A 14,589-nucleotide genomic window follows, 5' to 3' on the forward strand; every position below is an offset into this window, starting at 1 on the left:
CCTGTTCGTGCCCGCCCGCTGCCATGTCACGGCTTCTCATCGCCGCCAGCGGCACCGGCGGCCATTTGTTTCCCGCCCTGGCAGTCGCCGAAGCCCTACCAGCCCACTGGCAAACCCGCTGGCTTGGAGTCCCCGATCGGCTGGAAACCAGCCTGGTGCCCGAGCGCTACGGGCTGGTCACCGTCAAAGCCGGTGGGCTCCAGGGCAGGGGACTGCGCAAGCTGATCCAACTGATCCAACTGATTGCCGCCAGCCGTGACGTGCGCCGGCTGATCCGCCGCAGCGGCAGCGAGGTGGTGTTCACCACCGGCGGCTACATAGCGGCACCCGCAATCCTGGCGGCCCGATGGTGCAGGGTGCCGGTGGTGCTGCATGAATCCAATGCCATCCCCGGGCGTGTGACCCGCCTGCTGGGACGCTTCTGCACTCAGGTCGCCGTTGGCCTGCCAGCCGCAACAGAACGCATCCCGGGGACCAACGCCTGCGTCACCGGCACGCCTGTGCGCACCGCCTTCTTGGCACCTCAGGGGCTTCCCACCTGGGTCCCCCAAGGACCTGGGCCTTTGCTGGTGGTGATCGGCGGCAGCCAAGGCGCCGTCGGCCTTAATCGAATGGTGCGTGCCGTGCTGCCGGAGTTGCTGGCCGCGGGGTGCCGTGTGGTGCACCTGAGCGGCAGCAACGACCCGGAGGCCGGCACCCTGAAGCATCCGCAATTGGTGGAGCGCCCCTTCAGCGATGAGGTGCCGGGCCTGCTGCAACATGCCGATCTCGCCATCAGCCGTGCGGGAGCAGGCAGCCTCAGCGAACTGGCGGTGGCGGGTACGCCAACGATATTGGTGCCTTTTCCCCAAGCCGCCGACCAACATCAAGACGCGAATGCCGCCTGCGCCGCAGCACTCGGAGCGGCCGTGATCGTGCATCAACACGCTCCCGAGCAACCTGTGTTACTGCAAACCCTCTGGCGCCTGCTGGGGCCTCGCCTGCGCGGATGCGCGCCTGCCGCCGACCCACTGACCACGATGCGCACCGGCATGGAACACCTGGCCGTGCGGGATGCCGAACAACAACTGGTGACCATCCTTGAAGGCTTGGTCGTTCAAACCAACGACTGACGCTCCAGCTCCTGACGCAGAGCACGCACGATACGGCGGTTATTCGCATGGCTTTGAAGGCCAACACGCAGCCAACGCTCCCCGAGCCCTTCAAAGGAACGGCAATCGCGCAACAGCACCCCGCGGCGCGCCAGCCCGTCGCGAATAGTCAGCAACGACGCGCAACCTTCAATGAGCAGAAAGTTGACGCTGCTGGGACGCGCTGTCAGCCCTGGCAGCTGATTGAGCTGAGCGCGTAACCAGGGCTCTTCGCGCTGAACCCAACCATGAACGCGAGCCATCCAACGCTCCAGCCCGGACCGGTCACCCATCACGGCTGCACCCGCAGCCATGGCCAGCCCATTGACACTCCATGGGTCACGCCATTCCTTCCAACGCTGGAGGCGATCGGGATGGGCAACGACATATCCAAGGCGCAGGCCAGCGATGGCAAACAGCTTGGTGAGGCTCCGAATGACTACCAGATTCGGATAATCCCGCACCCAAGGGACCAGCGAATGAGCCTCCCCCTCTGGCACTAAAGGCAGAAAGGCTTCATCGCAGATCACCAACGCGTAATGCGGCAGAAGCCTTGCCAGCGAGGCACGATCCCAGAGCTGGCCCGTTGGATTGTGGGGATTGGTGATCCACAAGCAGCGACCCGAGGACAACCCTGAGGCGAAATCAGAGTGATGAGGGAAAGGCTGAGGCCAAGCATCAGACCAAGCGAGCGGTAAGCGCATCGCCTCAGTTGCCCCCCGCCAACAATGGAGGGCACGGGCGTAATCGGCGAAGCCCGGCTGCGGGAGAATATTGCTGCCCGCAGCGGCCGCATCACGCGCCGCCCAGGTGAACAATTCAGCAGCTCCGTTGCCAGCAAGCAGCGCATCTGGATCGATGCCGTGGTGCGCAGCAAGAGCAAGGCGCAACTCCGACTGACTGCGGTCTGGGTAATCGCGCAATGCACTGCCACGGATCGCCTGCGCCAGAGCACGTCGCAACGAACGCGGAGGCTGAAAGGGCACCAAGGATGCACTGGCATCGAGCAAGCGTTGGGGATCACAGCCCAAACGCCGCGCTTCAGCGCTGAGATTGCCCCCATGGGGAGGAACCGGGCTAGCCAAGGGGCTGGTGCTGAATCACTGCATCCTGACGCTCGACGTCAACGGTGCGGAGCGATAAAACCCAGCCAGCAGCACGCATCACCATGGCAGCCCTGAGCTATCGCCTGATTCTGGTCGCTGCGCTGATCACTCCCACGACTTGGGTGTCTCAAGCCATGGCTAACGAAAGCCTGCTTGAGCTGCTGCAAAACAAACGCTGCCCGCAATGCCGCCTAGCGGATGTGGATCTGGTGCACGTTGACTTGCGCGATGCTGATCTCACTGGCGCTGGCTTACAGCGCGCCAACCTCGGCCAAGCCCGTTTGGATGGCGCCAATCTGCGCGGCGCCGATCTCAGCTTCACCAGCCTGAAAGGGGCCTCTCTGCGGGGAGCCAATCTGCAAGGAGCCAAGCTCTACGGCACTGATTTACGAAATGCCGATCTCACTGGCACAGTGCTGGACGCGAATGCCCTCGAGCAAGCCCATTGGAACGGTGCCACGGGAATGCAACCCCAGGCCCAGAGTCACGCCGCACTGCACAACTCCGGGGTGAGCGCGGCGGAAAGCGATCGCTGGAACCAAGCAGAAAACCTGTTTGGTCTCGCCATCCGCAAACAACCCGACGCCGCCGAAAGCTGGGTAGCCCGTGGCATTGCTCGCGAGAAGCTCGGCAAACGCCAACTTGCGGTTCAAGACTTCAGCTACGCCAGCACGCTTTATGAAGGCGAAGGGGCAACAGCCAAGGCCGAACAGTTACAGGCTGCCGCAACATCTCTGCAGGACAAAGTGCACAACAAACAAAGCGGCAATGGCGTGGGATCTGCACTGCTTGGCGGCCTCCTTTCAACATCCAAGGCTCTGCTACCACTGGCGATGAAACTGTTCATGCCAGCGACGGGCTTCTGATTAGCTGGGGCCCATCAACTGACGGGCTTCTTTCGTTGAAGGGCGGAAGCCATAGCCATAGGCCCCACCCGCCTCATCGTCAACAATTGATGGCGTCACAAGGATGACGAGCTCTTGCTTTTCTCGCTCTGATTCAGTTTTACGAAACATCTGACCCAAAACAGGCAAGTCGCCAAGAATGGGCCACTTTCTAACAACTTCAATATCCGACTCCCGAATCACACCCGTCAAAACAAGCGTCTGCCTGTCTCGCAATCGCACGCGGCCAGAACTCAGGCTTCGACCAGTAATATTGTAGATAGGCACCCCCTCCTGAAAACCAGCTTCCTGCGGTATCGAAACGGAAGGGAATACCTTTAATGTCACAAACCCATTATCATCAATTTTCTCAATATCTACACCTAAAGTCAAACCTGCATTTTCCCTGGTGTTCTCGAATTGGGTCGAGCCATTTGCCGTCTCCGTTGCCTTTACACCAGTAATCACACTTGTACCAGTCTCCACTTTTGCGCTTTCTCCTTCCTGCACCAGAAGAGTAGGCGACGCAAGAGTCTTAGCACTTGTCGACTGGATGGCAGCCTCTAAATAGCCATAAAATGAATTTTGCGGATAACTAAACTCCCGAGGATCTTTACCCGCGACGTACACAGGCCTTCCATTTTTGTCATAGCGAGGCATCAACTTTGGCTCGGCAGAGGGATCCGCTGATGGCACATAAATAGGTCGCCCCAAAGAGTCATACCTAGGCACAAGAGTTGGTGCCGCAGCAGGGTCTGTCGACTGCACATAAATAGGCCGCCCCTGCACGTCATACCTAGGCACTAATTTCGGGTCAGCAGAAGGATCGGCAGAAAGAACGTATTCCGGCTGACCGTCAGGACCGATTGAAGGAAATAGTTGTGGGCCGGTGACAGAAGAAATCAGATTTCCAGTATCAGGATCGTAAGTCCTTGTTGTCACATTTTTGTACTCACTTTTTGGGACATAGGGAGGATCAAAGACTTTTTGAGACTCCGCAACCGGAGCAACGACATCCTGCGCACCCACGACAGCCCCAACCACATCGCTGGCAGCCTCCATGGGCACCCCAGCGGAATAAGAGCCGGGAGTTGCATAAGGAGTTCCTCGACCCAAGAGCCCCGTCCCAGCACTATTCCCAGGCCTATATTCGCCAAAATTCATGAACGCCTTCCCGCTCTCACTCACAATAAAAGTATTACCAAGCCTCGCCGAAAAACTTGCATCAATACTCTTGTCATTTGTCAAATCAATATTCAAAATCTGAACCTTAACAGCAACCTGACGCTTCCTCAAATCCAAATTTTTGAGATAAGCCTCAGCTACCGCAACCAAGCGCGACTCACCCACCAACGTCACTGTGGACAAACGACCATCCGTCGTGCCTTCTAGCCCCAAAAGTGGACCCTTCAACGCAAGATGACCAGACTTTTTTTCACCCTGATTTCCGCCATAACAACTGATTTCTGTTTTCGTGGAAGAGGACGACTGCGTCTGACTTGAACTAGCCGATGCAGTTCCTTCAGTCGAACTATTTGAGCTATTAAATGTTGTCGTCGTCGGCACACAAACCTTTGCACCAAGACTCGCCAGATACTGGGCCGCAGCATCAGCTGTCACCTGATTCAATCGATAAACCTTCGAGACAGACGGCGAAAAACTGACATTGGCAAGCTGGGAGCCAACGAACACAGTCTTCCCATCGATCCGACCCTTCAATCCAGCAGCCAAAAGAACAGAATTAAAGGCTTTTGCATAATTTTCTTCCTGAAAAGCCAACGACACCAATTTCACCGACGGATCACTATCACCGCCCTCTGACACACCGTTTGAATTTGCGGCCTCCTGACCAAGAAATACAAACCCATACCCTCCCAATCTAGCCAAAGCCATCAGGGCATCTTTCGCCGGCGCGTTATTCAATGTGAGCGTCACCGGAGGGCCACTCACATTCACAAAACTGCGGTTCTGGAGCACCATCGTTCCCACCGCCATGTCACCCAACGGCGGTGCCACCGCCCTTGGCCGAAGCGGTGGGGCATAACGAGGTTGAGGCACCCGGCCGGGGGTATTGAGATCCAGGCGACCGGTCTGAAGCTGGGGCGTGCCCAGACCAGAGAACGTGAGGATCAAATTGCGGCCGTCGGCGCTGACCACGGGGTCCTTCAGGGACTGACCCTGCACCGGACGCACCGTCACCTGATAGCGGTCACCTACCCCCGACAGCGACACCGCTTCAATCCCCAGCTCCGGCAGGCTGAGGGTCTGGGGTCCACGCATGAGCCCTGGCGTGCCCTGGGTGCGCAACTGTGCTTCCCAAACACCGTTGTTGAGGCGCTGCTGCAGCTCCGGCCGTTCACCCACCCCTTCCAGCACTACCTCCAGGGCCTTGGTCTTGCGCCGCAAGGTGAGCTGCAAAGTGCCCTGCCGCTGGCTTCGGCTCTGCGCACGGGCGACACCACCACCTGCTGTCCCCTGAGCCACTCCATCCACAGCAGCGGCTCCAAGCGCCAGCACCAGGATTGCGGACGACAGTCGCCGGGGAGAGGACATGGACAAACCGCCAGCAATGCTTAATGGGCGGATGGTATCGATTGCCTATGGCTTCAACCAGCCAGGCCGTCGCGGAATGACAAAGCCAGTCAGGACTGGATGGCCGCTGGGGTTTTGTCAAAGAACGAAAGCCGCAGCTTTAATTCGGTAAGAGGTTGCACCCTGACCGCTGAATCCTTGGCATCGGCCTTGATCTCTAGCGCCCTAAGGGCCAGATCACTGGGCTGCACCAGCAACTGCAGAGCCTCCATTCGGCGCAAAAAAGACTGAATCCCCGTGTAGGGACCCTGCACTTGCAGCAACACGCTGGTTTTGCTGTAGCCGAGCCCCGTCAGCGGATCCTTGGGGACCGCCGCCTTGGCATTGCGGGAGTTGTTGCGCGCATTGCGGTCCGATGTCTCGGCAGGCGCAGCCGTTGCAGGCACCGGCTCATACAGCTCAATCAGCACGCCTGTAGCGGCCGCCTCTCGACTGAGTTGGGCCAGGAAGGTCTGAATCCGTCCCCGGCCCGCAATCAGATCCACCAACAGGGCCTGCTCTAGTGCCACCTGCTCTGCTCGGATCTCCGCCTTGGGCAATTGACGCTGCAGCCCGGGCAAAGACGCCTGTTTTCGCCGCAAGTCCTCCAGACGCTCCTGCTGCTCCTGCATCCGCCCCAGCCGGGGCCAGCCATCCACCACCGCCAACAGGGCCACCACCACCAGCACCACCAGCACGGGGACACCAACCAGCACCCGCTCCCGGGTGAGTCGGCGCCGCCAGGCCGGTAACTCAGGGCTGAGGTTGGTCACAACTCCACCCCCTCGCGCTCCAGCAGCCGCAACCGTTCTGCCATCCCCTCAGCCCCCAGATCCTGGAGCATTTGCAGCGAGGGTTTCGCGGCTGAATCCAAAGCCCAAGTGAGGCTGAAGCTCACCGTGGACGCATCATCCTTGTCATTCCGAGTGACTTTCACCACCTTCACGCCATCGGCCTGGGTCTGCGGCAACTTCCCCAGGGCCAGCACCAGGGCATTGATGCGCTCCAATGGGCCGGGACGGCCACCCCCCTGCACTGCCCCACTGAGTTTGATGGTGTCGTCATTCACGTTGAGATCCTTGAGCTGAATGCCCTGAGGCGTGATCCGGCGCAACTGCTCGAGCAGCGCTGATCCCGATCGCACCGCCACCAATTGCTTGGCGATCTGTTTGTTGTCTTTGGCGAGGGTGGCCGTACGGGATTTCAAGCGGCGCAGCTTCGCTTCCGTGGCCTGCACCTGCTGCTCCACCGGCAATAAAGCCTCCAAATGCTGAGCCTGCTGGCCTTCCCACCAGGCCATGCCCCCAAGCCCGAGCACAGCCAACAAGAGCACACCACCACCCCAGCCAGCCCCCTGCAGTAGCAAACTGCGGCTCGCGCGCCGCACCGGCGTCGGGGCGGGCAGCCCGAGTTCAGGCCGCCGCTCCTCCAGCAGATCCAGGTCCTGTCCACCGGCCAAAGCCAGGGCCATCAATGGGTCCGCATGGAGATCAACCGTGCCTGCCTGCGGGGAACGACGCCCCAACACAGGCCCATCCGCGAAGGCCGCCAGCCATCCCAACCATTGCTCCTGCGCGTCAGGGCGTGCCGTGATCCACCAATGACGCTCCCAGCGCGACGCGCCACCGCCCTGACCGGGGAGTTGCTCCCAACCCACCAACAACGCCTCAAGCTCCAGGCGCAGCGCCTCCTCCGGGGCCAGGTCAGGGGCCAAGTCTTGGTCCCTGATCCAGCGATCCAACTCCGGCAAGCCCTCAGCCAGCACCAGCACACGCCAACCGCCCTTGGCGCGAATCAACCACACCAACTCATCCGGAAGCTGATCAAAACCCGCCACGAGCCCGCGCCAGGCAGCCGCCAGCAACCAATCCATCCGCTGCAGGCTGAGATCAGCGGCTTCGGCCACATCCACCCAGGCCTGGAGCATCAGTCGCTGAGCCCCCACCAAGACCTGCACTGAGGCAGCGTGCTCTTGCGGCATCAGGGCCAGGTAGGCGTCATCGAGCGTCAGCGGCCAGTCCAGAGGCGGAGCGAGCCGGCGCAACGCCGCCGCATCCAAGCCACGTAGATCAACGCCGCCATCGCTGCCCGCCAGCAGTCGCCACTGACAGGCTTCAAGAGGCAACAACAGCTCGAGATCCACCGCTGCGGGGCTGAGACCGCAATCGAGCAACAGATCCGCGCAGAGCTCGCCCAGGGCCTGACGCTGCATCGGCAGACCATCCCGGCACAGATCAACTGGCAGGTCGACACCACGCCACTGGCGCTCCCCGTTCTGCAGCCAGCTGAGGGTAAGGGTCTCCTCCTGCACCGCCACCGCTACCAACTGACGGCGGGTGAAGCCACGCGAAAGTGCTTCCAGACGAGCCAGCGCCGGGACGCGTTCGAAGAGCTCAGCCAGCGCCAACGGGGGGAAGCAACCCTGCCCGCAGGGTATCGATCATTGCCAGGGCACGCCGCTGCCCACCGCATCGCGCAGATGACGGAAGCCATGGCGATCCAGCTGACTGCTCAAACCCTGCAGGATCCGAGGCACCAGATCGGGGCCTTGGAAAATCCAACCGGTGTAGAGCTGAATCAAGGACGCACCGGCCGTGATCCGCTCCCAGGCCACCTCAGGAGAATCGATCCCACCCACACCGATCAGGGGCAACGAGGGCCCTGCAGTGGCTCGCAGCCGGCGCATCACCTCCAGCGCCCGATGGCGCAACGGCGCACCACTGAGGCCACCGGCCTCCTCCGCCAACGTGCGACCGGTCTGAGACAGCACGCGCTGTTCCATCCCCAACCGGTTAAGGCTGGTGTTCACCGCGATCACCCCGGCGAGCCCCTCCTCATAGGCCAGGCGAGCAATGGCATCAATCGCCTCATCGTCGAGATCGGGGGCGATTTTCACCAGCAAAGGTGGGCAGGCCGGCAGACGCCGGAGCCGCTCCACCAAGCGGCGCAGCTGGGAGGAATCCTGCAGATCCCGCAGCCCTGGCGTATTGGGGGAGCTGACATTGATCACGGCATAGTCCGCCATCGGCGCCAGCACCTCCAGTGAGGAGGCGTAGTCGTCGGGGGCCATCTCGAGGCTGGTGATCTTGGATTTGCCGAGATTGATCCCGAGCACCGCCGGGCGCTGTCCTGGAGGGGGCAGGGTCTGACGCTCAAGGGTGCGCACCATGGCCTCGGCGCCTTCGTTGTTGAAGCCCATGCGATTCAGGGCCGCCTGCTCCGCTGCCAAGCGAAACAAGCGCGGGCGGGGATTACCGGGCTGGGCATGCCATGTGACCGTGCCCACTTCGGCAAAACCGAACCCAAAGCGATCCCAGATCCCGGCCGCCACGCCGTTCTTATCGAATCCAGCCGCCAACCCCACCGGATTGCTAAAGCGGCAACCAAACAGCACCTGCTCCAACCGCAGGTCACGATGCTGCAGCTCGGCACCCACCCCATCCAGCACGGTGGAAATCCCCGGCCAGGAACGGCGCAGGCTGGCTTGCCCCAGGGCTGTGAGAGCAGTGCGGCTGAGCTGCTCGGCGTCGATGCCCTCGTCATTGGCCAGCACCGGACCAAACCAGCGCTGATAAAAGCCACCGGCGAAGTTGCGTGTGGGCTCAGCCATGGCCCGCCTCGTCGTTCTGCTTCGATCCTGCCGTGTCGCGGTGCAACCGCCAGCGGCTCCCCTCTTCGATGGGCTGCACCTCCCAGTCACGCCAGCGCCAGGCCCCCTGGTGTTGGCCCAACTTGGAGAGCGGTTGTTCCACCAACTGCGCCAACTCAATGGCCGTGAGCGCATAACCGCCGCTGGCCAGGCGATCCGCCAGTTCCAGGCGACTCAGCAACCGCTGCAGACCGGGAGGAGCGGGATCCTCCACCGCTTGCTGACTGGCCACCTCCACCACCTGGGACTTGGTGGCACCGGATGCACTCTTGCGACGTGCCATGGGTAAACCCGCCTTCACTTCTCCAGCCTGCGTCGGCACCGGCTGTTGCCCGCGTGAAAAGGCCACGGCGATCTGATCGACCCGTTCGTTATCGGGGTCACCGCTGTGCCCTTTCACATAGGCCAACGGCACGTCGTCAAGCCGGGCCCGGTCCAGGGCCTGCCAGAGATCCTGGTTGAGCACAGGTTTGCCCGCGGCCGTCTTCCAGCCCTTGCGTTTCCAGCCCTTCATCCAGGAGCCGAGGCCATCGATCAGATATTTGCTGTCGGTGCGCAGGCGCAGATCGGGGTGGCGGGGCAAGTCCTGCAACCGCTCGAGCACTGCCAGTGCGGCCTGCAACTCCATGCGGTTGTTGGTGGTGGCAGGGGCAAAGCCACCGAATTCCTCCACGCTGCCGTCTTCGTAGCGCAGCAACGCTCCCCAGCCGCCAGGCCCCGGGTTGCCACTGCACGCGCCATCGGTGGCGGCGGCCACCACGCGACCCGGGCCCTCAACCATTGGATTCTCCGCGCCAGGTTCGGTACAACACAGATTCGTTCTCTTGTGGGGCCTCAGCCATGCCGCGAACCTACCCCGAACGTCGGCGGCGCCAGCCCCGCAAGCTCGGGCAGATCGCAGCCCTGATGGCTCTGACTGGCAGTGCAGTTGCAGGCATTCCGCTGGCGGCCGCCAACCTGTTTGACAGTCAACCCCTCGACGAGGAGCGCTTCGCGGTGCTGGCCCAGGCCGTGGGCCGTGACCGCTGGAAACTGCTCGTTCTGGAGCAAATCAAGCCACGGCCAAGCTGCTGGGACGAGCGCAGCGATGGTCTGGTCAATCCGGCACTGAACAGCTTCGATTTCAGCGGCATCTGCAGCCGTTACCTCGATAGCAATGGCTATTCCCTGCGCACCGGCGGCAGCGATATGGACCGTGCCTTCCGCCTGCGTGTGGAAAACGACCGCCAGGGGCTGGTGCTCACCGCCATGAACCCCAACCGCGGCGTGCCCATCGTGGTGGCGCGGGCCAAGACGGTGAAACGGGATCGCGATGCCTTTGTGAAATTGACCCTGGAACCAGGCTGGAGCTTGGAGCGACGGGCCTACAAAGGCCGCACCCTGAGCCATGTCTATTTCGCCCACGCCGACTCAACGGCCTCCTTGCTGGCCAAGGCGGGTGCATCCAGACCATCACCGGGATTCAAAACTCTGCGCTACGCGCCGACACGTCCTCCTGAGACCACCAACGTGGCCTTCCGCCCAGGCGCTGCCAGCAATGGACCAATCCGGCTGCAGGTGATTCCCTTCCGCCCCTGAGCAGCAGCCATCAAAAAACCGGTTGCTCCCTGAGGGAACAACCGGTGGATGAGAACAAAGCAGTTGCCGAGGCGAACCTCGGCGCAGCGATCACTTGAGGGTGACCTTGCCGCCTGCCTCTTCGATGGCCTTCTTGAGGGCCTCGGCGTCGTCCTTGGAAGCACCTTCCTTGACGGCCTTGGGAGCAGCCTCGACGAGAGCCTTGGCATCGCCCAGACCCAGGCCGGTGGCTTCGCGCACAGCTTTGAGGACCTTGATCTTGGCGGAAGCATCGAAGCTTTCCAGCACAACATCAAATTCGGTCTTCTCTTCAGCGGCTTCACCGCCACCACCAGCAGCGCCGGGGGCAGCCATCACGACGCCAGCAGAAGCAGCGGCGGACACACCGAAGGCCTCTTCGATCTGCTTGACGAGCTCGGAAGCTTCAAGCAGGGAGAGCGTCTTCAGTTGCTCGAGAATTTGGTCGGTAGTAGCAGACATGGTTGGGAATCAGCAACAGATCAAAAAAACAGTCGGGTCGAAGACGATCAGCTGTCGCCGGATTCGGCGTGCTGCTTGAGCGCCCGAGCAAGACCGGAGGGAACCTCGTTGATGCCCACAGCCACCTTGGTGGCCACTGCGTTGACGGCACCGGCGATCTGGGCCATGAGCACTTCCTTGGAAGGAAGGTCGCCAATGGCTTTGATCTCGGCCTGAGACAGGAGCTTGCCTTCGAAAAGGCCGCCCTTGGTTTCAGACTTCTTGGTCTCCTTCTGGAAAGCCTGAACGGCCTTCACAGCACCACCCACATCGCCCTTCACCAGGACGAAAGCGTTAGTGCCACTCAGAAGCGAGTCGAGATCCGACCAAGCACTGTCACCATCAATGGCACGGCGCATCAAGGTGTTTTTGGTCACCTTGCACACACCGTTGCTGGCCTGCAGACGGGTCCGCAGATCAGACATTTCCTTGATGGAAAGACCCTGGTAATCCAGGACCAGTGCCATTTCGGCCTCACCGAGGAGCTGCTTGAGCTCTTCGACGATCTGTTGCTTGCTCTCCAGCGTGCGGCCCATAGGAATTGGATCGGATCGAGGGGAACAAGCTGGGCACGCGGCCGATGCAATTCCGAGAGGAATCGAGGCCGCGTGCCGAATCCAATCCCAATGGGAGAAAAGTCGTCGCGTTGTCCTCGGCAGGGCTTACACCAGAGCGGAAGAACCGAAGTTCAACCGTTTTGATCACCTGCTGTCTTGGGCCGGGCGCGTGCCCGTCTGGCTTTCGCCAGCTCATAAACCTACAACAAAGCCCCCCACCGAAGTGGAGGGCGAGCGTGCACTTCAGGAGCGCTGTGTTGACTCAGCCTTCCTGGCTGATGTCCTGCAGTGCAGTGACGTCGACTTCCACGGAGGGGCCCATGGTGGAGGTCACATACAGGCTCTTCCAATAACGACCCTTCGCACCGGAGGGCTTGTTGCGGTCGATGGATTCCTGCAGGGTCTTGAGGTTGTTCAGCAGGGCATCAGCAGAGAAGCTGGCCTTGCCGAAACGGACGTGCACGATGCCGGTGCGATCCGCACGGAATTCCAGTTTGCCGGCCTTGAATTCCTTGATAGCGGCAGCCAGATCAGTGGTGACGGTGCCGGCCTTGGGGTTCGGCATCAGACCACGGGGGCCGAGCACACGACCCAACTTGGCCACCTTGGGCATCATGTCGGGGGTGGCGATCAGCAGATCGAAATCCATTTCGCCCTTGGCGATGGTTTCGACCAGATCGTCGTCGCCAGCGAGCTCAGCACCGGCAGCTTTGGCTTCGGCCACCTTTTCACCGCGGGCGACCACAGCGATCCGCACGGTCTGACCGGTGCCTTCAGGCAGGGCCACGGTGGTGCGCAGTTGCTGGTCGGTGTACTTGGGGTCGATGCCAAGACGCGCGTGGGCTTCGATCGTTTCGTCGAACTTGGCGTTGGCGTTCTCCTTGACGATCGTGATGGCGTCAAGGGGTTCGTAGGCACGGTCCTCGATCTTGCTGACGAGGCTGGCCAGACGCTTAGAGAGTTTGGGCATGTCAGAGGTGGGGTTCAGGCGACCGAAACGGTCTCCCCCAATGGGGTGTACGGAATGCGGAAAACGCTGATGCGCTGCGCGTGTCAGTCGCTGATGGCGACGCCCATGTTGCGGGCGGTGCCTTCTATGACGCGCATGGCCGACTCAACGCTGGTGCAGTTGAGGTCGGGCAGCTTGGTCTTGGCGATTTCCTCGAGCTGGGCGCGGTTGATGGAACCAACGCTTCCCTTGGCGGACTCACCGGAACCTTTGGCGATTCCAGCGGCTTTGGTGATCAGCACCGACGCCGGAGGCGTCTTGGTGATGAAGGTGAAGCTGCGGTCTTCGAAGACCGAGATCTCCACCGGAATCACAAAACCGGCCTTGTCCTGCGTGCGGGCGTTGTATTCCTTGCAGAACGCCATGATGTTGACCCCGTGCTGACCGAGGGCAGGACCCACGGGCGGTGCAGGGTTGGCTTTGCCGGCCTGAAGGGCCAGCTTGATCACAGCTACGACTTTCTTGGCCATCGGCTAGCGGGGTTGGACATCTGCGGATCACCTGACCCTCGGGGCAGGTGCGGCGAAGCGGCGAACCACTTCTGAGGCCGCCCTCCACAGGGAGACGGCCGCCGTTGGGTCAGCCTTGCTTGCTGACCTGGGAAAACTCCAGTTCGACAGGGGTTTCCCGGCCGAAAATGGAGAGCAGGGCTTTGAGCTTGCTGCGCTCGCCCGAGACTTCGATCACTTCGCCCTGGAAATCCTTGAACGGACCAGCGGTGACCAGAATTTGATCGCCTTCGGTGAGATCGACCTTGACCACAGTCTTCTTCTCAGCCGCACGCTTGAAGATGCGATCCACCTCGGAACGGCTGAGCGGGCGTGGCTTGATGTGACCACGCGCCTTGCCTGTGGCACGGCGGTCTTCAGCACCCACGAAGTTGATGACGTTGGGGGTGCTGCGCACCGCCATCATCGTGTCTTCGTCGAGCACCATCCGAACCAGGACATAGCCCGGGAACACCTTCTCCTCGGTGGATTGCCGGCTGCCGTCCTTCTTAATTTTGACGGCCGGGGTTTCAGGGATCTCAATCTCAAGAATGCGGTCGCTGACCGCCAGGGTGACCGCACGCTGTTCAAGGGTGGCCTTCACCTTCTTCTCGCAACTGGAAGCCACCTGCACTGCATACCAACGAGCCACCGCGGTGCGAGCGGCCGGCGACACCGTGCCCGCCTCGCCCTCGTTGGGTGCGGGCAGATCAAGCACGTCAGCGCTCTGGGCAGTGAGATCGACGTCAGACACGGGCTAAGGAGTTAAAAAAAACGTGAAGAGCGAGACCAACGGGTCCCCGGAGTGCATCCGGGAATCAACGGAACACTTGAGATGCAGACCAACTGAAGAAACGACTGACCGATGCGATCGCCGCTGCCGACAAGCTCACCATCAAGATCACAGCGATCGATTCACTGAACAGCTGCTGGCGGGTGGGCCAGACCACAAGCTTCAGCTCCTCCAACGTGGCCGCCAAAAACCCGCCCTTCCGGCTTTCGCCGGATGGCGTCTGAGGCGTGGTCGCTGCTGTGTCCTCGGAAGTGGGGGTGGTCACGGATCCTGGGCCGGTGCTGACGGAGGTGCTGAACACACCT

General features: G+C 61.4%; 15 protein-coding genes. 3 read left to right on the top strand and 12 right to left on the bottom strand.

Translation table 11 applies throughout. The features are described 5' to 3' along the window. Positions 1-23 precede the first annotated feature (23 nt). Positions 24-1,112 (top strand): glycosyltransferase, encoded by a 1,089-nt coding sequence (locus RS9916_RS09675; protein WP_007099199.1) that lies wholly within the window; start codon positions 24-26, stop codon positions 1,110-1,112. On the opposite strand, the gene RS9916_RS09680 is transcribed toward RS9916_RS09675, so the two are convergent. Next, a complete protein-coding gene (locus tag RS9916_RS09680) occupies positions 1,097-2,215 on the bottom strand; it encodes a histidinol-phosphate transaminase (RefSeq protein WP_007099200.1) in 1,119 nt (372 codons plus the stop codon). The genes RS9916_RS09675 and RS9916_RS09680 overlap by 16 nt on opposite strands. A 44-nt stretch (positions 2,216-2,259) precedes the next feature. Between RS9916_RS09680 and RS9916_RS09685 the strand changes: the two genes are divergently transcribed. Next, the gene (locus RS9916_RS09685; protein ID WP_007099201.1) at positions 2,260-3,102 is read left to right on the top strand and encodes a pentapeptide repeat-containing protein; all 843 of its coding nucleotides are present in this window, start codon (positions 2,260-2,262) and stop codon (positions 3,100-3,102) included. On the opposite strand, the gene RS9916_RS09690 is transcribed toward RS9916_RS09685, so the two are convergent. The 5 genes from RS9916_RS09690 to RS9916_RS09715 form a co-directional block, all read right to left on the bottom strand. Next, entirely contained in the window at positions 3,103-5,673 is a 2,571-nt protein-coding gene (locus RS9916_RS09690) for a type II secretion system protein GspD (protein WP_038023615.1), read from the bottom strand. Positions 5,674-5,762: 89 nt separating this feature from the next. Further along, complete coding sequence (locus tag RS9916_RS09695; protein ID WP_007099204.1) at positions 5,763-6,464, bottom strand: hypothetical protein; 702 nt, start codon at positions 6,462-6,464, stop codon at positions 5,763-5,765. Next, positions 6,461-8,098 carry a PilN domain-containing protein gene (locus tag RS9916_RS15150; protein ID WP_007099205.1) on the bottom strand — a complete coding sequence of 546 codons (1,638 nt, stop codon included), beginning with the start codon at positions 8,096-8,098 and terminating at the stop codon, positions 6,461-6,463. Before RS9916_RS15150 ends, RS9916_RS09695 begins: the two co-directional genes overlap by 4 nt. A 33-nt stretch (positions 8,099-8,131) precedes the next feature. Then, positions 8,132-9,301, bottom strand: a complete 1,170-nt coding sequence (locus tag RS9916_RS09710; RefSeq protein WP_007099206.1) for a quinone-dependent dihydroorotate dehydrogenase — start codon at positions 9,299-9,301, stop codon at positions 8,132-8,134. Then, the gene (locus RS9916_RS09715) at positions 9,294-10,121 is read right to left on the bottom strand and encodes a ribonuclease H (protein ID WP_007099207.1); all 828 of its coding nucleotides are present in this window, start codon (positions 10,119-10,121) and stop codon (positions 9,294-9,296) included. Before RS9916_RS09715 ends, RS9916_RS09710 begins: the two co-directional genes overlap by 8 nt. A 59-nt stretch (positions 10,122-10,180) precedes the next feature. On the opposite strand from RS9916_RS09715, the gene RS9916_RS09720 reads away from it, so the two are divergent. Then, a complete protein-coding gene (locus RS9916_RS09720; protein ID WP_007099208.1) occupies positions 10,181-10,918 on the top strand; it encodes a DUF3747 domain-containing protein in 738 nt (245 codons plus the stop codon). Positions 10,919-11,008: 90 nt separating this feature from the next. On the opposite strand, the gene rplL is transcribed toward RS9916_RS09720, so the two are convergent. The 6 genes from rplL to secE all read right to left on the bottom strand — a co-directional run bounded on the left by rplL (position 11,009) and on the right by secE (position 14,549). Further along, entirely contained in the window at positions 11,009-11,398 is a 390-nt protein-coding gene (rplL, locus tag RS9916_RS09725; RefSeq protein ID WP_007099209.1) for a 50S ribosomal protein L7/L12, read from the bottom strand. A gap of 47 nt (positions 11,399-11,445) precedes the next feature. Next, positions 11,446-11,973 (bottom strand): 50S ribosomal protein L10, encoded by a 528-nt coding sequence (gene rplJ / locus RS9916_RS09730; RefSeq protein ID WP_007099210.1) that lies wholly within the window; start codon positions 11,971-11,973, stop codon positions 11,446-11,448. A 283-nt stretch (positions 11,974-12,256) separates the two neighbouring features. After that, positions 12,257-12,964: a 50S ribosomal protein L1 gene (gene rplA / locus RS9916_RS09735; RefSeq protein ID WP_007099211.1), complete on the bottom strand. Its 708-nt coding sequence runs from the start codon at positions 12,962-12,964 to the stop codon at positions 12,257-12,259. An 83-nt stretch (positions 12,965-13,047) separates the two neighbouring features. Continuing rightward, entirely contained in the window at positions 13,048-13,473 is a 426-nt protein-coding gene (rplK, locus tag RS9916_RS09740; protein WP_007099212.1) for a 50S ribosomal protein L11, read from the bottom strand. 109 nt (positions 13,474-13,582) lie between these two features. Continuing rightward, positions 13,583-14,245: a transcription termination/antitermination protein NusG gene (nusG, locus tag RS9916_RS09745; RefSeq protein ID WP_007099213.1), complete on the bottom strand. Its 663-nt coding sequence runs from the start codon at positions 14,243-14,245 to the stop codon at positions 13,583-13,585. Between the two features lie 64 nt (positions 14,246-14,309). Then, on the bottom strand, positions 14,310-14,549 hold the full coding sequence (gene secE, locus RS9916_RS09750; RefSeq protein WP_038024454.1) for a preprotein translocase subunit SecE: 240 nt from the start codon (positions 14,547-14,549) through the stop codon (positions 14,310-14,312). Positions 14,550-14,589: the final 40 nt, after the last annotated feature.

It is taken from the genome of Synechococcus sp. RS9916 (assembly GCF_000153825.1).
Lineage (GTDB): Bacteria > Cyanobacteriota > Cyanobacteriia > PCC-6307 > Cyanobiaceae > Synechococcus_C.